Genomic DNA, 20,630 nt, shown 5'->3' on the forward strand with positions numbered 1-20,630 from the left:
TTATATTAAAGCAAAGCATTAAAAAACTGCTACGTTTATTTGTAGCAGTTCTTTTTATTTTTCTAAATGTTTACAACTGTAATAAGAAGGAATACCATCTTTATAAGTAACATGTACTTCACCTTGAATAAGTGGATATAAATATTCATATAGTTCTTGAGTAATATCATTTCCTTCTTCATTGATCCATTCTACAGGAATTTTTTGTTCATAGTTAGCAACTTCTCTTACATCAGTAGAAATATAATCGATTTCATAAGGATGATTAGAAAGACGCTTAAATCCCATTACATGACCAGAAACGTTTTCTAAAGCTTTATCGATAGCTTTAGAACCAATAACAAATGATTCATTTAAATCTGTTTTACTAGCAATGTGCATAGCACATCTTTGTAAAACGTTTAATTCAATACTTCTAACTTTACATCCAAATTCTTTAAATACGAGAGATTCAAGTAATTTTCCTGTTCCAGAATGTAAGACGTGTCCAAAAGCATCTTTTTTAGCGTATTTACTATCATCATCTAAGAAGTGACCGTTTTGATCTCTGATACCTTCAGATACAGCAATGACAACACATCTTTTTCTTTTCATGACTTCATGAATATCTGCTAAAAACTTATCTTTATCAAAAACAACTTCTGGTAAATAAATAAGATCAGGAGCTACATTATATTCATTTCTCGCAAGAGCAGCAGCGGCAGTTAACCACCCTGCATTTCTTCCCATGATTTCAATGATTGTAACGGATTGTAATTGATAAATTAAACTATCATGTACAACTTCTAAGATAGAAGCAGCAACATATTTAGCGGCAGAACCAAATCCTGGTGTATGATCTGTTCCCATTAAGTCATTATCAATGGTTTTAGGAATACCAATAAAATGAATATCACTATTAATATATTTAGCGTAATCATCTAATTTCATAACAGTATCCATTGAGTCATTACCACCAATATAGAAAAAATCAGTGATTTCTAATTCTTTTAAAATTCTAAACAATTTAACATAAGTATCTTCGTCATCTTGAAAAGTAGGTAATTTATAACGGCAAGAACCTAAATACATGGCAGGTGTTTGTTTTAAAGCATTGATTTTATCACCATCATCAAATTCTTCTAATAAATCCATATATCTACCTTCGAGTAGACCTTTGATACCATTGATCATCCCATAAACATTTTCAAATTCTTGAGATGCTTTAGCACGATGAATAATCCCAGCAAGACTAGCATTAATTGCGATTGTGGGTCCTCCAGATTGTCCAATAATACAGTTTCTTTTCATATTCTTCTTGTCTCCTTTAACGCCTTTATTCTATCAAATACCCGCATTAAAGAAAAGTAATCTTCTAGTCTTTTTGTCTTTTTTTGATGAAAATAAGGATAATGATTAAAACAAGTAAAATGATGAGAGTTATAAAATAAAGTAATAAATGATTATTTTCTTTTTTTGAAATGATATGAAAAGATAAAGCTTTTTCTTCAATAAAAAGTTCAAAGAGATTAATTGTTACTACATTTTGTTGATATTTGCCAACATTGCTGGAAATAATTGTACCTGGCATAGTAATTTTAAAAGAGCAGGTAGCATTACTAGAATTTAAAAGTTGTAAAGTATTTTTATAATGATTCAATTCTGAAGTATCGAGCATATTTTTAGGAATATCAATAGATAAAATATATTTATTATTTTGTTTTGTAAGCGTAGAAATTTCTTTAATAAAAGAAGTAGGAGATTCTATCGAAAGTGAAGAATCGGTTTGTTTTTTTATTGTCCAATCTTTAAAAAAATCATAATCCAATAATTGTTTTTTTATTTGTGAAATAGACATGCTATATTTTTCTAAAATTTGAGGCTCTATTGTAAGTTCACCATAAAGAGTAGGTTTTTTTATTTTAGAATAATTTAAAGAAACTAAACAGTCTACACAGCCAGTAAGTAAAAAAGTAAAAGATAAAGTTATACAAATTTTTAGTATTTTTTTCATAGAATCCTCCAAATAAACAATAGGTTTTGTTATAATTATTAACAATTAAATACATTTTTAGTTCATATTTCTGTATTAAAATAAATTAGGTGATAGAAATGAAAATCGATATTGTTTATACAACAAAATCTAAATATATAAAGTGTGTCGCTGATGAAATGGCAAGGTGGGTCAAAACATATGCTCAAGATTTAAATCATTATCATAGTGATCATGATGTTGATTTACTTGTTATTGGGTTTGATGATACGTTATTTGAAGATAAACAGTTGCTGGAATTTATACAATCATTAAGTCGGCAAAATGTAAAAAATCTAGCATTGATCAATTGTTTTTTTATTAATAGCAAAAGATTGATGAAAGTAATTCATCTTTGTCAAAATCAACAATTACCTCTTATGAGAGAACAATATACTTTTAAAATGTCCTTTGATCAAAGAAAGGAAATCAATCCTCTTATTATTGATAATGCAAGACTTTATATAGAAGATATGGTAAATGTTATACGAAATTACTATTAGGAGCGAGGCTCCTTTTTTATTTTCTTATTGTAATAAAAAAATATTAAATCAATAAAATTATATTGACACTAATTTATCAACATGATATATTTTTGTCAAGATTTCTAAAAGGGAATGGAAATCAATAAAAAAGGGGGAAAACTTATGAAAAAACTTGAAATCATTATCAGACCAGAAAAGTTAGAAGATTTAAAAGATATTTTAACAGTTTCTGGTGTAACAGGTATGATGATTTCCAATATTATGGGGTTTGGAAATCAAATGGGTTATACACATCAATATCGAGGTGTCACATATTCTGTTAATCTTGTTTCAAAATTAAGAGTTGAAACAGTTGTTAAAGATGAAATCGTTCAAGAAATTGTTGATAAAGTTACTGAAACTTTATCAAGTGGAAATGTAGGAGATGGAAAAATCTTTATTTATCCAGTTGAAGAAGCGATTCGTATTCGTACTGGAGAAAAAGGGGAAAACGCATTATAAAAATTGAGGGGGATTTATTATGAGTGAAACATTTAGCGTATGGTTTCTAATTGGCGCCGCACTAGTATTTTGGATGCAAGCTGGATTCGCCATGGTAGAAGCAGGATTTACAAGATCAAAAAATACAGGGAACATTATTATGAAAAACTTAATGGATTTCTGTATTGGGACATGTACATTTATTTTAATTGGTTTTAGTTTATTATTAGGAGAAGATTTACTTGGTTTTATTGGTAAACCAGGATTTGATATATTTACAAGTTATGCAAACTTTGATTTTTCAAACTTTGTTTTTAACTTAGTGTTCTGTGCAACAACTGCTACTATTGTTTCAGGAGCAATGGCAGAAAGAACAAAATTCTTATCTTATTGTGTTTATTCAGGAGTTATTTCAGCACTTATTTATCCAATTGAAGCTCATTGGATTTGGGGTGGTGGATGGTTATCACAACTTGGATTCCATGATTTTGCTGGATCATGTGCAATTCATATGGTTGGTGGTATCTCTGCATTAATTGGTGCTAAAATCTTAGGACCTCGTATTGGTAAATTTGATACAGATAAAAATGGAAAAGTTGTTAAAGTTAACGCGATTCCAGGACATAACATTACTGCTGGAGCTTTAGGTGTCTTTATTCTTTGGCTTGGATGGTATGGATTCAATGGGGCAGCGGCTACAACTGTTCCACAACTTGGTTCAATTTTCGTAACAACAACAGTGGCACCAGCCATTGCAACTGTTTCTTGTTTGATCTTTACTTGGATCAAATATGGTAAACCTGATGTTGGTATGTGTTTAAATGCTTCACTTGCAGGTTTAGTAGCAATCACTGCTGGATGCGACGTCACAGATGTTTTAGGATCGATTATTATTGGTGCTGTTGCTGGATTACTTGTTTGCCTTGGAGTTTGGTTCTTAGATTATAAATTACACATTGATGATCCTGTAGGTGCTGTTGCTGTACATTGTTGCAATGGTATTTGGGGAACAATTGCTGTTGGTTTATTTGCGACAACTTCTGCACCAGAAAGTACTTTAACAGGTTTATTCTACGGTGGTGGATTTGATTTATTAATTAAACAATTAACAGGTGTTTTATCAGTAGGTATTTGGACAGCGATTACTATTACAATTACTTTCTTTATCATCAAAAAAATCTTTGGATTACGTGTATCTGAAAGAGAAGAAATCATGGGTCTTGATTTAGAAGAACATGGATGTGAAGCTTATCCAGAATATATTAAAAAATAATTTTTGAAGGGTCATTAAATTGACTCTTTTTTATTGTAGAAATAAGCAAAGTAGATTATACTTTTCATGGGTGAGGGGAGTATATGAGTAAAAGATTAGAACAATATTTTTATTTAGTTTTAGGTTCAACATTGTTGACACTAGGTATTTGGCTGTTTGTGACACCAAATCAAATCAACTTTGGGGGAATGATTGGTTTAGCTCAATTAATTGATTATTTTATACATAATTTTTTAGTTTTACCAAAATCATTGAATACATTAGGAATGATCAACTTATTAATGAATATTCCATTATTTATTTTTGGATATAAAATAATGAATAAAGAATTTTGTTTTAAAACAATTATTTCTTTAATTATCCAAACTGTATTACTATCCATTCTTCCAGCAATCAAAGAACCGATTGTTGAAGATGCTTTATTAAATGTTGCCTTTGCGGCCATTATTTGTGGAATAGGAGTAGGGCTTGCACTTCGAAGTAGTGGATGCTGTGGGGGTATTGATATTGCGACAGTTTGTTTAGTTAAAAAAAATCCAGATTTTAAAGCAGGGCAGCTTTCTATAATATTTAATGTTGTTTTGTTTGGAATATGTTTATTTATTTATGATATTAAAATTATTATGTATTCAATTGTCTTTGTCGCAATTCTTTATACAACAGCAGATAAGTTCCATCTACAAAATATCAATGTAGCGGTCTTAATATTTACAAAGAATAAAGAAATTAAAGAAGCGATTATGAAACAAATGGGTAGAGGAGTTACCTATTGGATGGGCAAAGGCGCTTATACGGAAACAGATCAAGAAATTCTTTATGTGGCAATCAATAAATATGAAATTCAACAACTTAATAAAATTGTTTCTTCATTAGATCCCAAAGCCTTTGTCACACTTGCACAAGGGCCAATGGTTCATGGAGGGTTTGAAAAAAGATTATAAAAATGTGTATTGTGTTTTAAAAAAATAGAGTTAATATAAGACTATACAATCTTATAATTGCTTGTAAGATTGTACTCCAACCTTGAGGTATAATTAAAGGCAGGAATAATTTATTATATATTAATAAATTCAGCTTAGAAGGTGACAATTTTGTCCGCTATTCAGTGCGTAATTATTGTATAATTATTTAGTGAAATCAAGGAGAAGGGAGGTTATCATGATAAGAGTATCGTCTAAAACGCATACGAAGAAACAATTGGATGATTATGCAAATCAAAATAATCCAAATAATAAAGCATATAAATCTAGAAAAATGAATGAAAAAAGAATGAAAAGTAAGAAAAAAAGTTCTCATTCATATGATGCAGGTAGCTTTGATTTGGAATGGTTTTGTTATGGCAATCCTTTTGATTTTGAGTGATTTATTAAAAAAGCATCTTATACAAAAAAAGATGCTTTTTTTATAAGTAAAATCAAATAAAAAAAATGGTGGTTCCGGGCGGAATCGAACCACCGACACGAGGATTTTCAGTCCTCTGCTCTACCGACTGAGCTACGGAACCATCATTTGGCGGTCTGGACGGGACTCGAACCCGCGACCTCCGCCGTGACAGGGCGGCATTCTAACCAACTGAACTACCAGACCATTTTGGTTGCGGGAGAAGGATTTGAACCAACGACCTTCGGGTTATGAGCCCGACGAGCTACCAGACTGCTCCATCCCGCGATATTAAGTTTTTTTAATAAATGGCGGAGATTGAGGGATTCGAACCCCCGCAGGACGTTAATCCTCTGCTGGTTTTCAAGACCAGTCCCTTCAGCCAGACTTGGGTAAATCTCCGCAATATTAATGGTAGCGGGAGGGGGATTCGAACCCTCGACACTCCGGGTATGAACCGAATGCTCTAGCCAACTGAGCTATCCCGCCATAATATTGAAATTTATTAAATTAATTGGTGGAGCCAAGCGGGATCGAACCGCTGACCCCCTGCGTGCAAGGCAGGTGCTCTCCCAGCTGAGCTATGGCCCCAATTTTTATAAATGGTCGGGAAGACAGGATTTGAACCTGCGACCCCCTGGTCCCAAACCAGGTGCACTACCAAGCTGTGCTACTTCCCGTTACTGCCCTTATAATTATACATATATTTTCACTTTAATCAAGCTTTATTTTAAAAAAATATTAAAATAAATTTTACTCTATTTTAATATACTTTAAAAAAGTGTGATAGAATGAATGTAATTTAAAATTTTAAGGAGTTGAAAAAATTGAACAATTTATGGAAAATTTATGAAAAAGAGCATTTAGAATTTATAAATGGTCTTATACATGTTCCATCAATGCAAAGACTTAAAGATATTGGGATGAATTGTGGAGTGGAATATACTGCTTTTGATTTCTTTTCAAACATTGTACCATATTCTCGTTATCAACATAGTATAGGGGTTGCATTAATTGTTTATCATTTTACACATGATCTTAGACAGACAGTTGCAGGTTTGCTTCATGATATAGCAACTCCTGTCTTTGCACATACGATAGATTTCTATCACCAAGATCATTTAAAACAAGAATCAACAGAATTAGATACGAAAAAGGTAATTGAACAAGATACCGTATTAGTTTCTTTGTTGCATAAGTATCATTTAACGATAGAAGATGTTTGTAACTATCATTTATATCCGCTGGCTGATAATGAATCTCCTAAACTTTCTGCAGATCGTTTGGAATATACATTAGGAAATATGTATAGTTATGGATTTTGTGATTTAGAGATGATACAAATGATTTATAAGGATCTCAAAGTAAATGACAAGAAAGACGAACTTATTTTTAAACATGAAGACAAAGCTGTTCTTTTTACAAGAATGATGTTAAAGTGTTCACATGTTTATATTTGTGATGAAGATCGTTATGCGATGCAATATTTATCTTATGTTATTAAAAAAGCAGTTGATAGAGGTGTAGTTAAAGAAGATGATTTTTATCTTCAAGAAAAGAGTTTTATTGATTTATTAATAAAAGATAAAGAAATTAAACAGTTATGGGATGATTTTCGACAATTAAGTTGTGTTTATAAAGGAAAAAATAAAGAATTTTTTTGTAAACAAATTCCGGCTAAAAAAAGATATATCGATGTTTATGTAGAAAATAAAGGGAGAATTTCTAAGATAAATAAGGAAATGGCTCAAGAAATACAAATGTTTTTAGTAACAAATTTAAGTGAATATTTGTGGGGAAAGTGTGAATAAGTGCATAAAAGGTGAATAACTTGAGTTATTCACCTTATTCACATGTTTGTTCACGTTTTGATGAAGTAAATGAGGGATTATAAGCGTAGTAGTTCTTCTTATTTAATTGACTCTTGACATATTCAAGTCCTTCAGCAAAACGTTGATAATGCACGATCTCTCTTTCTCTTAAAAAACGAATGACTTTATTGACGTCTTCATTTTTACTTAAAGCAAGAATGTTATCATAAGTGGTTCTAGCTTTTTGTTCAGCAGCCATATCTTCTGTTAAATCAGTAATAGGATCACCAACAGATTGGAAAGTATCTGCACTAAATGGTATACCAGCACTATTTGTTGGATAAACTCCTAGAGTATGATCTGTAAAGTAGGCGTCTAATCCACCATCTTTAATTTCTTGAGGTGTTAGACCATTGGTAAGTTGATAGAATAGAGTACTGATAATTTCAACGTGTGCAAGTTCCTCTGTGCCAATGTCTGTCAATAAGGCTTGAATTCTTGGATAAGGCATCGTATAGCGTTGACTTAAATAACGAAGGGCAGCACCTAGTTCCCCATTAGGTCCTCCTAGTTGAGAAATAACAATTTTAGCTGTTTTAGCATCAGGTTTTCTTACATTAACGGGATATTGCAAGCGCTTTTCATACAACCACATGTTGATCCTCCTTTCATCCAAGGAAATGGTTCATTAATATAGTTTTCAATATTCTTTCCGTCTCTATTTGTAAGAGCACCACCATTTTTTAAATAAGTTTCTTTCATCTTTAAAAGATGCTTCATCCCTTCTTTATAATAGTTTTTAGCTTCTTGATCATCAGGATGGGTATCTAAAAACAAAGTAACATCTTGGATACAAAAATCCAATTTACTTATTTGTAATAATGTATCATCCACGTTGCATCACCCATGGTTTATCCAATTGTTTAAAAATAGTTCCTTTATCAAAAGCAATGTTCATTTTATAAATATCTTTAAATGATTGTATTTTGATAGAAGAAATAGTTAATTCTAAGTCATTTTTCATATTTAACCTCCTCAAAATTATCATATGTTTATTTTTTTTACAATTATAGTGAAAATACCTATTGCATATTTATTTTTATTATGGTATATTAATTAGGCAAACCCAATAGGGGTATAGTTCAATGGTAGAATACCGGTCTCCAAAACCGTTGATGTGGGTTCGACTCCTACTACCCCTGCCAGGTTATTTGATTCACATCTTAGATGTGTTTTTTATTTGTACAAAAGTGAATAAATATGTGAATAAGGTGAATAACTCAAGTTATTCACTTTTTTACGCACAATTTATGAAAAAATGTGCATAAGATGATATGATAAATAGGGTGATGTAGATGTTTAAACAAGTGATTTATTATTTTATGGCTGTAGTAGAAGAAGGGAGCTTTTCTAAAGCTGCTAAGAAATACTATCTTTCACAATCAGCAATTTCTCAACAAATTACAAAATTAGAAAAAGATTTAGGATTTTCTTTGTTTAATCGAAAAACTTATTGTCCAACTCTTACAAAAGAAGGAAAGCGTTATTATGATTTGGCTAAAAGATTAATAGATGATTATAATAATGAATATGAAGATATTAAGGAAAACTTACAAAAGGATGTATTAACGATAGGGATAACAGGACCTTTTGAAAAACAACATATTCCTTTTATTGTAAGAAGTTTTAAAGAAAATCATGATGTTTCTATTGATATTAAAGCGTTTAATTTATTAACATGTATGGAAAAATTAAATGAAAGGGAAATAGACTTAGGCTTTGGATTAACCAATAACTTTAAAAAATATCCTGATTTAATTTATCAAACAATACATCATAGCCATATTTGTGTTGTCACTTCATTAGAACATCCTTTAAGTCATAAAGAATATTTAACGATAGAAGATATTAAAAATGAACCACTCATTATTTTATCTAAAAAACAAGGAGAAGAATATTATCATGATTATATGGAATCTTTTCGTTTAGATGGGATGATTCCTTACATAAAAAAAGAAGTAGATGATTTAAATGAATATATGATGGCTATTTCTTTAGGGGAAGGTATTGGTCTTACAGCAACGGAAGTAATTAATGAAAATGATCAAGTTGTGGCTATTCCTTTAAAAGAAAGTCATCACCATGCAGATTATGCAGTAGGCTATCATCGAGATAATGAAAAAAAGGCGATACAACAATTTATGAAATATGTAGAAGATTATTTTAGACTATAAGAAAAACTTATAGTCTTTATTAATTTTTAAGGTCTATTTTATAAAAATATTCATGATATAATTTTCACATGTGGAGGTATGAACGATGAGTAAAATTGTTATTAATGGTGTTGATGGAAATTTTGGTTCATTAGTGGCTAAATACGCCTTAAAATTGATGAACAAAGAAGATTTAGTATTTACAGCACCTAAAGAAGAAAGTTTAAAAGAATATAAGGATCAAGGAATTAAAACAGCAATAGCGAATTTCAATGATCCTGAAGGACTTGTTAAAGTTTTTGAAAATGCGGATAAGGTTCTATTGATTTCAATGCCTTTTGTAGGTGAAAAAAGAAGACAAGCTCATAAAAATGCAGTAGATGCATGTGTGAAAGCAAATGTTAAACAAATTATTTATACATCTGTTTTATCAGCAGCACATCCATTTAACCCAAGCATTGAAAATGTAGATCATTCTTATACAGAAGCAATTATTCAAAATACATCGCTTGATTATATCTTTTTAAGAAATTCACTCTTTGTAGAAGCTTTTACAAGTGACTACTTAAGAGCAGTTGAAGCAAAAGAAACAACAATTTCTAAAAATATGGGAGATGGACGTGTGTGGTTTATTTCACGTAAGGATTGCGCTTATGCAGCAGCTTGTGCTTTAAATAATCATTTATTACATCGAGCTGTTTTAAATATTAATGGTTTAGAACCACTATCTTATGAAGATTTCTTAGCTATTGGAAACAAAGCAACAGGAAATCATATCACTTATACAAGACTTACAGATGATGAACTTTATGCTTATTTTGATTCAATTGGTGTTCCTAGAAATACGGATGGAGATTTTTCAAAAAGTCCAATTAAAGCAACATCAGAAGGAATGGTTACTTTTGGAACAACTGTCACACAAGGCTATTTAGATGTTCCTGTTAGTGATTTTAGTTCACTTACAGGAAGAAAACCATTATCTATTCAATATATCTTTGAACATGTAGATGATTATTTATTAGGTGATCGTCATCCAACAGAATAAAAAAATGAGGGAGACCTCATTTTTTATTATGCACAATTGTGAATAACTTGTGATTTATGTGCGTTAATTGTTTATAAGAATAATAACGATCAAAGAAACAAATAAAATCGTTACAATAGCTGCTAATGCTAAAATAATTTTATTGGTCTTCTCTTTAAAAATCTTTTTTAAAAGATAATAAAGACCAACACCGACAAGTACTCCTGTTGTATTCGTAATTAAATCTGTAATATCACTTGCTCCAAGACAAAAGATATATTGAGATAATTCTAATGAAATGCTTAATAGAAAACCAAGAAATATTGTTCGATCACTATTAATATTTAATGTTTTTAAATAGAGCCCAAAAGGAATAAAAATAATCAGATTATCAAGAACTTCTCTTATTTGATAAGTTGTCTTATTTGGATAATAGAAGGGAATTAAATTAATGCTTCTAAAATGTGGTAATTGATCAATAGAAACAGATAATTTAAAAAGTATGATCCAAATGACTAAAAATATGTAAATAGTAAATAATATATGTGTAGTTTTTTTCATAAAGACTCCTTCTATAGAAATAGGTTGAGGTAATACCCAACCTATTTGTTTTTAATGATGTCATATTTAGAAAAAATATCGAGTACAGCTGCCATATTTTCATCCTTAATAATATAATTTCTGTTTGGATTGATGGTGTTTTTAGTTGTAAAACTAATCGTTAATTCATAATAGTTTTCATAACCATGATAATCAGCGGATTTAGTAATTAAATTTTTGTTCATAATTTCGTACATACTTTTCATGAAATTTTTTTTATTTTGAATTGTAATATTTTTCGTTGTTAAATTCTCTATTTCTTGATTATCGACAGTTGATGGCTTATCTTCGTCGAAAATATAACGATCAGTAGAAAAATAGATTTCTTGGATATCCTTGTTTTTTGGTAATTCATAAATTGTATTAAGACCTTTGGTATTAGAATAAATATTAGAAAAACCAATGCAACCAATAATCAATAGAATAAAGAGAGATGGAATTTTCCAGCTGAAATAAACTTTTCTTTTTGAAAAATAATACATAATTAAATAAATGATGAAAATAACAGAAAACATGAGTGTTGTCATTTTTAAATCCTCTAGATCATACACAAATAACATCATTGATAATGTACTTAAAATAATAATCAATGGATACATAAAGATAGATTTTGTGTATGTTTCACTTTTTTCGAGTGTACGTTTTAAAAATAAATGATAATTAATCAATGAAAAGATAATACTTAAAATAAACCAATAGATAATAGGTGTATTAGAAACAAATGGCGATAATAAATAGTTTCCTTGGAAAAACCCACTATAAACAATACTTATATAATTAAGTAATAATTTTAATGATTGTGAATAGTTTCCATATCCCATCATAAATGTTTGGGCTACCTTGGTTGCACAAATATTAAGAGCAAGAAAAACAACAAAGGGTATGATCATATAAGCAATCGAACAAATTAAACTATCAGTCATATTTTGAGATGAAAGTGTTACAAATGTAATGATTGTATTCATCGCAAACATATGGACGATGGTGATAATTATTGCTAGAATAAATTTGTCCAATGGAAAAGAAATCATATAGTTACCAATAAATTGGCTTATAATTTGGTAAATAACAACAGGTAGAATAGTTGCAAAGTAAGAAAATAAACTTGTTGTTAAATAAAGTGATTCTTTTTTTATTGGTAAGGAAAAGTAAAGTATATTACTTTTCTTTTTTTGTAAAAAAGAAAACAGATAAATAGGGACAATAAAAGATAACATAAATCCATAAGCTAAAGGAATTATTTGTGCAAAACGCGTTATATTTTCATCGTTTAAAGGTACATAATCAAATTTATTGATTAGTAGAAAAGGAATAATGATTCCAATTACATAAATAAGAATAAGATATTTCTTATTTTGTTTTATTAAATATTTAAAATAATCTTTATTAATCATAGACACCATACCCCTTTCTTTCCATTTCATAAATAAATATTTCTTCTAAATTTACAGGTAAAACTTCTAACATAATTGGATTGAACATTCTTAAATAATCTTTAATTTCATTGATGTCTCCTTTAACAACCATATTAATCACACGAGATTGTTTATGGAAAGATAGAACATCTAAATGACTAAATTCTTCTTTGTTTAATTCTTCTTTAAAAGCAATTTGTATTTTATGAATATGATCTTTAATATCATAGAGATCACCAGATGTTGTCATACATCCATTTTCTAAAATACCAAAACTATCACAAATATCTTCAAGCTCTCTTAAATTATGAGATGAAATAATGACTGTCATATTTTCATCAATGATTTGATTAATAGCTTTTTTAAAAGCTAAACGCATAACAGGGTCTAAACCATCAAAAGCTTCATCTAATAGTAAATATTTTGGTGCAATTGCAAGTGCTAAAGCAAACATTGCTTGTCTTTTCATTCCTTTTGAATAATCTTTTAAAGGTTTATTTTGTGGTAAACGGAATAAATCAACATAATGTTGATAGGTTTCTAAATTGAATTGTGGATAAAAAGTAAGATAGAAATCTTTCATTTCATCAATAGTAGCAAAGTGAAAATAGTAGGGATCATCACTAATGAATAAAATATCTTTTTTAACATCAGGATTTTCATAAACATCTTTTCCATCAAATAAAATACTTCCTTCATCACATTTAGAAATCCCATTTAATAAATAAAGTAAGGTTGATTTCCCAGCTCCATTAGGACCAATCAAACCAAAAATACTTCCTGAGGAAATTGTGACATTTAAATGATTTAAAACATTTTTATTTTCAAAAGATTTCATCACATCTTTAATTTCAATCATACAGTTTCCTCCTTATATACTTCTTCAATAATTTCTAATAATTTGTCTTTGGTAATTTGATGCTTTTTCATTTCATTGACACATCCTTTAAAATCATCTAATTTATCATCTTTAATCAATTGATCAGTTTGATTATCAGCAATAAAACATCCTTTTCCTTTAACGGAATAAATATAACCTTGGTTCTCTAATTCTTGATAGGCCTTAGAAACAGTATTAGGATTAACGCCAATATCTGTTGCAAGAGATCTTACCGAAGGTAATTTATCATTAGGAAGTAAAATGCCGATAGAGATAAATTCTAAAATTTGTTTTTTGAGTTGTTCAAAAATAGGAACTTTATTTTGAATATCTATTATAAACATAGAGTCCTCCTAACTGTATTAGTGTCACTAGTACACTAATACAGTATAATACATTTAATGATTTGTCAATAAGGTAAAGAAAAAAAGAGCTCATTGAGTGAACTCTTTTTCATGTTTTTTGAAAAAGTCATAAAAATAACGTACGTTTTCTAATTGATACCAAGGCGTGACTTGGCATTCTTTAGCATCAAGATTATATATTTTAGCATCTAAAGTTCCTAACATAAAAGGAGAATGAGTAGCAATAACAAATTGACATCCTAAATAATGTGCGAGTTTATTAATTTCATGGGCTAATGCAACCTGGTTGGCAGGGGATAAAGAAACTTCAGGTTCATCTAATAAATAAAGCGCTTCAGGTATGAGGTATTCTTGAAAAAACTGTAAAGAGGTTTCTCCATTGGAATACTTTTCTTGAGAAAAAATAATATTTTCTATTCTTTGTTCTTTTTTATGATCCAAAATACTTTGAGCTTTTTCTAAAGATAAACCATCTTGCATATAATCATAAGTTAATCCATGTTCTAAAATTGCTTTTTGTTGTATTTTTTTAATTTCATAGAGAATATCTTCACTTTTGATATAACGACTATTTTCAGGAAGATGATAAAAAGGAACACCGTATTCATTACTTCCCAAACTATAGGCACATTCATTTTCAAATCTTTGACAATAATTTTCTGAACCATAATTATTGCTTGCAGGGCTTTCTTTTCCTTTTATCTTTAGTTTTCCAGCAATAATATTTAAAAGAGTAGATTTTCCACAACCATTATTTCCATAGAAAATAGTAATAGGTGCAAAAGAAAAGGGTTCAATGTATTTATCTTTAAAGACACTATAAGGATAAATATTAGGGTTTTTAAGTTTTTTGTTACTTAATTTAAAGCTACTTAAATAAATCATAGAATGACCTCCTCGTATAATTTAATCTTAATTGATGAGAGTTAAAAAGACAATAAATTTATAGAGTATTATTTTTATTGAATATTGCAGGTTTACTTGGAAGAAAGTATATGATTCGATATAATATATTTTAATAAAAGGGGAAATAATATGAATGAAAATCGTGTTCAAAAATATAAATTAGCGAAAAAAATTTCAAATCAAATTGAGTATTTAGAAAATAAAAAGCATGTTCAATTTAATATAATGTCTAAAAAAATAGCGGGTGAGAAATTATTAGAATATAACTATATAAATTTAATAACTCCGTATAAACATAACTTTGCAAAAACAAATGAAAAAAAAGAAGTGATTAAAGTAAATGGAGAACATATTTACGAAAGAAATGTTGAATTTAGTGAATATTATGATTTGTTTATGAATGAAAGAAAATTATATCCGATGATTATTGAAAACATACTAGATTTTGAAATTCATTTCAAGTCAATAACAGCTTATCATATTTTAACTTGGAATCAATTAACAGATTCTAATCAATTGAGGATGTTTTTTGATGGCTTAAAAATAAGAGCTGCAATTTTAGAAAATAGATATAATGAACAAAGAATAAAACATATGAATGCACATTTAGAAAAACTAAAAGAACAAATTTTTAATTATGCAGATATTTATTGTTTCTTTAATAGAATGAGTTTAGGAAATATGTTAACTGTTTTCACGTGTCTTGATAAAAAACAACAAGATGTAATTTTTGAAGATTTAAAGCGATTTAATATGAATTTCAATGTACAAAAGATACCAGATTTTATTAATAAAATTTTTTGTTTGGTTTCTATTCGTAATTGTGTAATGCATAGTAATAGTTTAGAAATATTAATTAGATTTTATAATCCTAAGACCCATGAACTACGAAAAGTATCTGATAGGAAAAAATATTTAAATATGATTAAAGAATTATGTAAAGAAAAAACTCATGAATAATCATGAGTTTTCTTCCGCACCAAGTGCCATTTACATTATTATTATATGCAAATACAGAAAAAAGACAACACAAAATTAAAAATGAAACAACAAAAAGTAATAATACCTATAAAATAGTTCAAATTTTTAAAAAGTATTGTATTGAATCTTATAAGTTGTGTGGTAATCCACCGAAAAAAGCGGTGTTCCCAACCATTAAGAGGGAGTAAAAAAAGCGGTGTACGCCACCAAATCAAGTTATATAATTTGAAAAAGAGCGAGTTAAAAAAGGAGAGAGTATTCCTATTTGGAATGCTCTCTTTGATTTATCTAATGAATAAATAAGCTGTATAAATGATATAGAGTAAAATACAAAGAAGACCTTCTTTTCTGTTCATTGATTTATTTGTTTTTGCAAATAGATAAAGTAGAATGCTACTTACTAGTAAGATAATACAATCAATAATAGATTCATTTATAACAGTAAGTGGTGAAAGTGTAGCAGAACATCCTAAAATAAATAAGATATTAAAGATATTAGAGCCAATAGCGTTACCTAAAGCTAAACCACTTTCTCCCTTTTTTGTAGCAACAATAGAAGTTACAAGTTCAGGAAGAGAAGTACCAATAGCAACAATCGTAAGTCCGATGAAATTTTCGCTTACACCTAAATTTCTAGCAATAATACAAGCTTGATCAACGACTTGTTGTCCACCCAAAATAACGAAAGCTAATCCTAAAACAATAAATAGAATACTCGTTAATAGAGAACGTGTTTTTGTGTTATCTTCATTTTGTTGGTGACAAATCGCTTCATAAATCATTCTTCCAAGATAGATAATCATTAATAAAATAAGAAATATTCCTTCTAATCTTGAAAGTTTTCCATCAAATAACATGATAAGTAAAATGAAAGTAACGATGATATTAAAAGGAAGATCCTTTTTTAAAATCGTTCTATCTGTTTTAAATGAAGCTAAAAAAGCACAGATACCAACAACAATTAAACCATTAAAAATATTAGAACCAATAATATTGCTTAAAGCTATTTCGTTATTTCCTGTAAATGCAGCACGTATACTTACCGATGCTTCTGGTGCGCTCGTTCCCATTGCTACAATCGTTAAACCAATGATTACACTGGGTACTTTTAGAAATCTTGCCAGATTACAGCTTCCCTCAACAAATAAATCAGCACCTTTAATTAGAAAAATAAAACCAATCATTAATAAAATATATTCCATGTTTTCCCCTTTCTTGCGAAAAAAGTCAACAAAAAGACTTTTATCGCATCAAAAAAATTGATTGATAAAAGTCTCGTTATTTACTCATAATAACCGGCTATAAGCGTGATGACGATTATTAGAACATCGAAGATGCTAACTACTCCCTTTTATATAAAAATAATAATTGATAATCATAAATAAATCAATTCTATTTTAATATATGTTAAAATATTTAATGTAGAATTAAATTTGAGGTATTTGTATGAAAAAATTATATTTAATAGGTGGAACAATGGGTGTTGGCAAAACTACCACATGCCAAGTTTTAAAAACAAAATTAGATAAAAGTGTATTTTTAGATGGTGATTGGTGTTGGGATATGCATCCTTTTGTTGTAAATAAAGAAACAAAGAAGCTTGTTTTAAACAATATCTGTACTTTATTGAACAATGATATAAAATGTAATACTTTTGAAAATATTATTTTTTGTTGGGTAATGCATGAACAAAGTATAATTGATGATATACTTTCACGTCTTGATTTAAATGACGTAAAAGTAATAGCGATTTCTTTAGTTTGTCAAAAAGAAGCTTTAGAAAAACGTATTCAAAAAGATATTGATCAAGGAATTAGAAAGAGCGATGTTTTAAAAAGAAGTATCGAAAGAATGGAAATGTATCAAAAATTAGATACTTATAAAATAGATGTTTCTTATAAAACAGTAGAGGAAGTTGTTAATGAAATTATGAAAGTAGGGGTGAAAAATGATTAGACATATTTTATTTTGGAATTATACAGACGAAGTTAAAGAAAAGCATCAAGAAAAAGAAACGTTAATAAAGCTAAAAGAATCTGTTGAAACATTAAAAGATATAGAAGGTTTATTATGTGTGGAAATGGAAGAAAACTTATCATCAGGTTATGATCTTGTTTTTTATAGTGAATTTGAAAATCAAGAAGCTTTAAAGGATTTTCAAAATCACCCATTGCATGAAGCTCATAAAAAACGTTGTAAAGATTTAGTTTGTAAGCGTTTATGTGGGGATATTGAAAGGAAATAGGTTTAAAATGAAAAAAAGCTATAAGGGGTACATTGTTTGGATGATTTTATTTTGTGTTGGCATGGTATTGATGATGATTGTTGATTTGAAAAATCTTAAACTATTTAGCTTGATTTTAGGTAATTATATGCTTATGATGATAACCTTGCTTACAGGAATGATTTATAAAAATGAATGTATTTATTGGTATTCAGGAGTTTCTTATCAAGAAGCAATTGAGGCAACAAGCATGTCAAGAAAAAAGTATGCTTATAAACATTTTATACGTTTTTTTATAACATGTTTATTGTATTTATTTTATTCAATAATAGCTTATTTTTTATCATTTTCATTTGGAATGAATATGACAATTTGTTGTTTGTTAATTATGGTGTGTGCCCTAAGCACGACATCTATTAAGTTATAAAGGAGTTTTTATGAGTTTTATTACAACGTATACAAAAAAATATTTTGATCCATTAAATGTAGATGAAAGTTTATTAGATATTAAAGATATTGCTCATGCACTTTCTTTAATATGTCGAGGAAATGGGCATGTTCAACATTTTTATTCCGTAGCTCAACATAGTCTTGCTTGTGCTAAAGAAGCAAAGACAAGAGGATATAGTAAAGAAGTTATTTTAGGATGTTTGTTGCATGATGGAAGTGAAGTTTATTTAAGTGATGTTACAAGACCGATAAAAAAAGAACTTACTTATTATTTAGAAGTGGAAGATGTTTTACAAAATACGATTTGGAAACATTTTATTCAAAGAGATTTAACAAAAGATGAAACTAAATTAGTTTTTGAAATTGATGATGAAATGTTATCTTTGGAACTAAAAGAATTATTAAATGATGAAATCAATTGGGATTATTTAAAGTTGCAAAGAAAAGTTGATTTAAGTTTTGTAGCTTTTGAAACAATTGAAAATGAATTTATAGAATTTTATAAAGAGACGATGGAAATTTAAAATTGTCTTTTTCTTTACCCTTTCCTTATTTCTGTGCTAAAATTTGAGTATATATTTTTAAGGGGGACTCTTATATGGAACATGTTACATTTGATGAATTTTTTGATTTTGTAAAGAATGAAGATGCTAATTGGTATATTCCTGGCCTAAAAGAATATTTTGAAGGTTTGAATCAAGATGAAATCTATATACAAGACAATTTTTTGGGAAAGCTTGTTTATCAATTTAATAAATTTGAAAATAATTTAAAGGAAGCTGTTTTTGATAAGTTTATCTGTTATAGAAAAATGACAGATGAAAAAGAAATAAGCATGCTTAAAAACAGTGCCAATGAAATAGCTAATATTGATTTAAAAAGTGCTTATTCTTACAATGAACTTTTTGACAATGTTTCTCATAACAAATTATTAGAGGATATCAATAAATATAATAATTGTGGGGATGTTGATTTTGATCTTGGAATAGAATTAAGATTTAATGAAATATATGATGAAGAAACTTTTAACCAAGGTTCTTTAGATATTATAGGAAGTGTTTCATTTAACTCACATAAAAGTGGAAAAGTCTTTGATTTTCCATTTACTATGACCATTGGTTTAGATTCATATTATTTTGAAAAAGATGGGGATATCTATAAGATATATAAATTTAGGGAGTTCTATGCTTTTTCTAAAATTTATGGTACAGAAGATACAATTCATTATAGATATAGAAAAAATGATTTTCCATTAGAAAAATATGGTACATATGGTGTACATGTTGATAGTGATATTCCTTTTGCTGGTGATAAGTATTCGATTTATATGTTTAGAAATGACTATGCCCCATTTAAATATGCTTTCCAATATGACTGTCTAACTCATTTAGTTAAATCTGAACTTGGGAAAGAGCTTTTAGAAAATGTTGCTAAAGAAGATCTATTAAAAATTCTATACAATAGAATAGCCTATGTTGTTGATGAAAGCCTTATGCCAGAATATGATTAAGATACCGATTTTTGGTATCTTTTTTTTACCAGTATTTTTTCAATAATAGTTTTATTCTTTGCTTTTATGATAAGTTTTATCTACAAGTTGGCAAAAGAAATGAATGATAAAATGTTATCTTTGAGATTAAATCAATCATTTTTTAAGGTTACAAAGAAAAGGTGATTTAAGTTTAGAATGTCTGAAAAAAGGGAAGACTAGTGAACTATAAGTTCAATGACAGCTTTCTTTTTTTGTTTTACAATAATGTTGGTGATAAAAATGGATAAAAAATTAATAGACCCTTTAAAACTAGGAATGAATTTAAAAAAATATATTAAGAAAATAGGATATAAAGTCAAAGATATCCAAAATTATTTATGTTTAGAATGTCCTCAACCAATTTATCGTTGGTTTAAAGGAAGTACATATCCCTCAATTCATCATTTATATGCATTAAGTTGTTTGTTTGGGGTAAGTATGAATGAATTGGTTGAAGAAAGTGATGAAAGAAAAGAATGGGGAAATCGTATTTATCAAATAAAAGAGGGAAAACTAATCTTAGAAAAGCAAGAAATTTTGTAAGCATATTTCTTGCTTATTTTCTAGTATTCAAGTACGATATAGATACCCCATAGGGGTG

Annotated in this window: 25 protein-coding genes, 8 tRNA genes and 1 pseudogene; 16 read left to right on the forward strand and 18 right to left on the reverse strand. The window is 28.6% G+C overall.

What is annotated here, in order from left to right; genetic code table 11:
• Nucleotides 1-54: 54 nt before the first annotated feature.
• Together C7U54_RS07640 and C7U54_RS07645 are read right to left on the reverse strand one after the other, a co-directional pair.
• Nucleotides 55-1,290 carry a 6-phosphofructokinase gene (locus C7U54_RS07640; protein WP_022000852.1) on the reverse strand — a complete coding sequence of 412 codons (1,236 nt, stop codon included), beginning with the start codon at nt 1,288-1,290 and terminating at the stop codon, nt 55-57.
• A gap of 64 nt (nt 1,291-1,354) precedes the next feature.
• Nucleotides 1,355-1,993 (reverse strand): hypothetical protein, encoded by a 639-nt coding sequence (locus tag C7U54_RS07645; RefSeq protein ID WP_022000851.1) that lies wholly within the window; start codon nt 1,991-1,993, stop codon nt 1,355-1,357.
• A 98-nt stretch (nt 1,994-2,091) separates the two neighbouring features.
• Here C7U54_RS07645 and C7U54_RS07650 point away from each other — a divergent pair, with 98 nt between their 5' ends.
• From C7U54_RS07650 to C7U54_RS07670, 5 genes and pseudogenes are all read left to right on the forward strand, one after another.
• Entirely contained in the window at nt 2,092-2,514 is a 423-nt protein-coding gene (locus tag C7U54_RS07650) for a hypothetical protein (protein ID WP_107029890.1), read from the forward strand.
• A 144-nt stretch (nt 2,515-2,658) separates the two neighbouring features.
• The gene (locus tag C7U54_RS07655; RefSeq protein ID WP_022000849.1) at nt 2,659-2,997 is read left to right on the forward strand and encodes a P-II family nitrogen regulator; all 339 of its coding nucleotides are present in this window, start codon (nt 2,659-2,661) and stop codon (nt 2,995-2,997) included.
• Between the two features lie 19 nt (nt 2,998-3,016).
• Nucleotides 3,017-4,225: pseudogene (locus C7U54_RS07660) on the forward strand (ammonium transporter); the annotation flags it as partial.
• A 107-nt stretch (nt 4,226-4,332) separates the two neighbouring features.
• Nucleotides 4,333-5,190: a YitT family protein gene (locus tag C7U54_RS07665; RefSeq protein WP_107029891.1), complete on the forward strand. Its 858-nt coding sequence runs from the start codon at nt 4,333-4,335 to the stop codon at nt 5,188-5,190.
• A 217-nt stretch (nt 5,191-5,407) separates the two neighbouring features.
• On the forward strand, nt 5,408-5,611 hold the full coding sequence (locus C7U54_RS07670; protein WP_107029892.1) for a hypothetical protein: 204 nt from the start codon (nt 5,408-5,410) through the stop codon (nt 5,609-5,611).
• Nucleotides 5,612-5,677: 66 nt separating this feature from the next.
• Here C7U54_RS07670 and C7U54_RS07675 read toward each other — a convergent pair.
• The 7 genes from C7U54_RS07675 to C7U54_RS07705 form a co-directional block, all read right to left on the reverse strand.
• Nucleotides 5,678-5,753 (reverse strand) — tRNA-Phe (locus C7U54_RS07675).
• Nucleotides 5,754-5,759: 6 nt separating this feature from the next.
• Nucleotides 5,760-5,836, reverse strand: a tRNA-Asp gene (locus C7U54_RS07680).
• A gap of 4 nt (nt 5,837-5,840) precedes the next feature.
• A tRNA-Met gene (locus tag C7U54_RS07685) sits at nt 5,841-5,917 on the reverse strand.
• A 21-nt stretch (nt 5,918-5,938) separates the two neighbouring features.
• Nucleotides 5,939-6,031: transfer RNA gene (locus tag C7U54_RS07690), tRNA-Ser, on the reverse strand.
• Nucleotides 6,032-6,041: 10 nt separating this feature from the next.
• Nucleotides 6,042-6,118, reverse strand: a tRNA-Met gene (locus C7U54_RS07695).
• Between the two features lie 26 nt (nt 6,119-6,144).
• A tRNA-Ala gene (locus tag C7U54_RS07700) sits at nt 6,145-6,220 on the reverse strand.
• A gap of 12 nt (nt 6,221-6,232) precedes the next feature.
• Nucleotides 6,233-6,309: transfer RNA gene (locus C7U54_RS07705), tRNA-Pro, on the reverse strand.
• A gap of 147 nt (nt 6,310-6,456) precedes the next feature.
• Between C7U54_RS07705 and C7U54_RS07710 the strand changes: the two genes are divergently transcribed.
• Nucleotides 6,457-7,440, forward strand: coding sequence for an HD domain-containing protein (locus C7U54_RS07710; RefSeq protein WP_107029893.1), 984 nt, complete (start codon nt 6,457-6,459; stop codon nt 7,438-7,440).
• A 34-nt stretch (nt 7,441-7,474) separates the two neighbouring features.
• On the opposite strand, the gene C7U54_RS07715 is transcribed toward C7U54_RS07710, so the two are convergent.
• From C7U54_RS07715 to C7U54_RS07725, 3 genes are read right to left on the reverse strand one after another with little or no spacing between them, the layout of a single operon-like run.
• Nucleotides 7,475-8,095, reverse strand: coding sequence for a manganese catalase family protein (locus C7U54_RS07715; RefSeq protein WP_022001062.1), 621 nt, complete (start codon nt 8,093-8,095; stop codon nt 7,475-7,477).
• Nucleotides 8,053-8,334, reverse strand: a complete 282-nt coding sequence (locus tag C7U54_RS07720; RefSeq protein WP_107029894.1) for a spore coat protein CotJB — start codon at nt 8,332-8,334, stop codon at nt 8,053-8,055. Before C7U54_RS07720 ends, C7U54_RS07715 begins: the two co-directional genes overlap by 43 nt.
• Nucleotides 8,327-8,464, reverse strand: a complete 138-nt coding sequence (locus C7U54_RS07725) for a spore coat associated protein CotJA (RefSeq protein WP_107029895.1) — start codon at nt 8,462-8,464, stop codon at nt 8,327-8,329. Before C7U54_RS07725 ends, C7U54_RS07720 begins: the two co-directional genes overlap by 8 nt.
• Before the next feature lie 107 nt (nt 8,465-8,571).
• Here C7U54_RS07725 and C7U54_RS07730 point away from each other — a divergent pair.
• From C7U54_RS07730 to C7U54_RS07740, 3 genes are all read left to right on the forward strand, one after another.
• Nucleotides 8,572-8,645, forward strand: a tRNA-Trp gene (locus tag C7U54_RS07730).
• 150 nt (nt 8,646-8,795) lie between these two features.
• The gene (locus C7U54_RS07735) at nt 8,796-9,674 is read left to right on the forward strand and encodes a LysR family transcriptional regulator (RefSeq protein WP_022001065.1); all 879 of its coding nucleotides are present in this window, start codon (nt 8,796-8,798) and stop codon (nt 9,672-9,674) included.
• An 85-nt stretch (nt 9,675-9,759) separates the two neighbouring features.
• Nucleotides 9,760-10,698 (forward strand): NAD(P)H-binding protein, encoded by a 939-nt coding sequence (locus C7U54_RS07740; RefSeq protein ID WP_107029896.1) that lies wholly within the window; start codon nt 9,760-9,762, stop codon nt 10,696-10,698.
• A gap of 63 nt (nt 10,699-10,761) precedes the next feature.
• Here the strand turns inward: C7U54_RS07740 and C7U54_RS07745 are convergent, their stop codons facing one another.
• The 5 genes from C7U54_RS07745 to C7U54_RS07765 all read right to left on the reverse strand — a co-directional run bounded on the left by C7U54_RS07745 (nt 10,762) and on the right by C7U54_RS07765 (nt 14,822).
• Nucleotides 10,762-11,238 (reverse strand): VanZ family protein, encoded by a 477-nt coding sequence (locus C7U54_RS07745; protein WP_107029897.1) that lies wholly within the window; start codon nt 11,236-11,238, stop codon nt 10,762-10,764.
• A gap of 41 nt (nt 11,239-11,279) precedes the next feature.
• Nucleotides 11,280-12,671, reverse strand: coding sequence for a hypothetical protein (locus C7U54_RS07750; protein ID WP_107029898.1), 1,392 nt, complete (start codon nt 12,669-12,671; stop codon nt 11,280-11,282).
• Entirely contained in the window at nt 12,664-13,551 is an 888-nt protein-coding gene (locus C7U54_RS07755; RefSeq protein WP_107029899.1) for an ABC transporter ATP-binding protein, read from the reverse strand. The genes C7U54_RS07750 and C7U54_RS07755 overlap by 8 nt, the downstream gene beginning before the upstream one ends.
• Entirely contained in the window at nt 13,548-13,916 is a 369-nt protein-coding gene (locus C7U54_RS07760; protein ID WP_107029900.1) for a GntR family transcriptional regulator, read from the reverse strand. The genes C7U54_RS07755 and C7U54_RS07760 overlap by 4 nt, the downstream gene beginning before the upstream one ends.
• A gap of 90 nt (nt 13,917-14,006) precedes the next feature.
• Nucleotides 14,007-14,822 (reverse strand): AAA family ATPase, encoded by an 816-nt coding sequence (locus C7U54_RS07765; RefSeq protein WP_107029901.1) that lies wholly within the window; start codon nt 14,820-14,822, stop codon nt 14,007-14,009.
• A 150-nt stretch (nt 14,823-14,972) separates the two neighbouring features.
• Here C7U54_RS07765 and C7U54_RS07770 point away from each other — a divergent pair, with 150 nt between their 5' ends.
• Complete coding sequence (locus C7U54_RS07770) at nt 14,973-15,803, forward strand: Abi family protein (RefSeq protein WP_107029902.1); 831 nt, start codon at nt 14,973-14,975, stop codon at nt 15,801-15,803.
• A gap of 305 nt (nt 15,804-16,108) precedes the next feature.
• Here C7U54_RS07770 and C7U54_RS07775 read toward each other — a convergent pair whose 3' ends face one another.
• Nucleotides 16,109-17,026, reverse strand: coding sequence for a calcium/sodium antiporter (locus C7U54_RS07775; RefSeq protein ID WP_107029903.1), 918 nt, complete (start codon nt 17,024-17,026; stop codon nt 16,109-16,111).
• 244 nt (nt 17,027-17,270) lie between these two features.
• Here C7U54_RS07775 and C7U54_RS07780 point away from each other — a divergent pair, with 244 nt between their 5' ends.
• The 6 genes from C7U54_RS07780 to C7U54_RS07805 all read left to right on the forward strand — a co-directional run bounded on the left by C7U54_RS07780 (nt 17,271) and on the right by C7U54_RS07805 (nt 20,572).
• Nucleotides 17,271-17,780 (forward strand): AAA family ATPase, encoded by a 510-nt coding sequence (locus C7U54_RS07780; RefSeq protein ID WP_107029904.1) that lies wholly within the window; start codon nt 17,271-17,273, stop codon nt 17,778-17,780.
• Nucleotides 17,773-18,069 carry a Dabb family protein gene (locus tag C7U54_RS07785; protein ID WP_107029905.1) on the forward strand — a complete coding sequence of 99 codons (297 nt, stop codon included), beginning with the start codon at nt 17,773-17,775 and terminating at the stop codon, nt 18,067-18,069. Before C7U54_RS07780 ends, C7U54_RS07785 begins: the two co-directional genes overlap by 8 nt.
• Nucleotides 18,070-18,076: 7 nt before the next feature.
• Nucleotides 18,077-18,475 (forward strand): hypothetical protein, encoded by a 399-nt coding sequence (locus C7U54_RS07790; RefSeq protein WP_022001075.1) that lies wholly within the window; start codon nt 18,077-18,079, stop codon nt 18,473-18,475.
• Nucleotides 18,476-18,485: 10 nt separating this feature from the next.
• Nucleotides 18,486-19,022, forward strand: a complete 537-nt coding sequence (locus C7U54_RS07795; protein ID WP_107029906.1) for a phosphohydrolase — start codon at nt 18,486-18,488, stop codon at nt 19,020-19,022.
• Between the two features lie 74 nt (nt 19,023-19,096).
• Nucleotides 19,097-20,008 (forward strand): hypothetical protein, encoded by a 912-nt coding sequence (locus C7U54_RS07800; protein ID WP_107029907.1) that lies wholly within the window; start codon nt 19,097-19,099, stop codon nt 20,006-20,008.
• Between the two features lie 261 nt (nt 20,009-20,269).
• Nucleotides 20,270-20,572: a helix-turn-helix domain-containing protein gene (locus C7U54_RS07805; protein WP_107029908.1), complete on the forward strand. Its 303-nt coding sequence runs from the start codon at nt 20,270-20,272 to the stop codon at nt 20,570-20,572.
• Nucleotides 20,573-20,630 lie beyond the last annotated feature (58 nt).

It is taken from the genome of Faecalibacillus intestinalis (genome assembly GCF_003024685.1).
In the GTDB taxonomy this organism is placed as follows: Bacteria; Bacillota_I; Bacilli_A; order Erysipelotrichales; family Coprobacillaceae; genus Faecalibacillus; species Faecalibacillus intestinalis.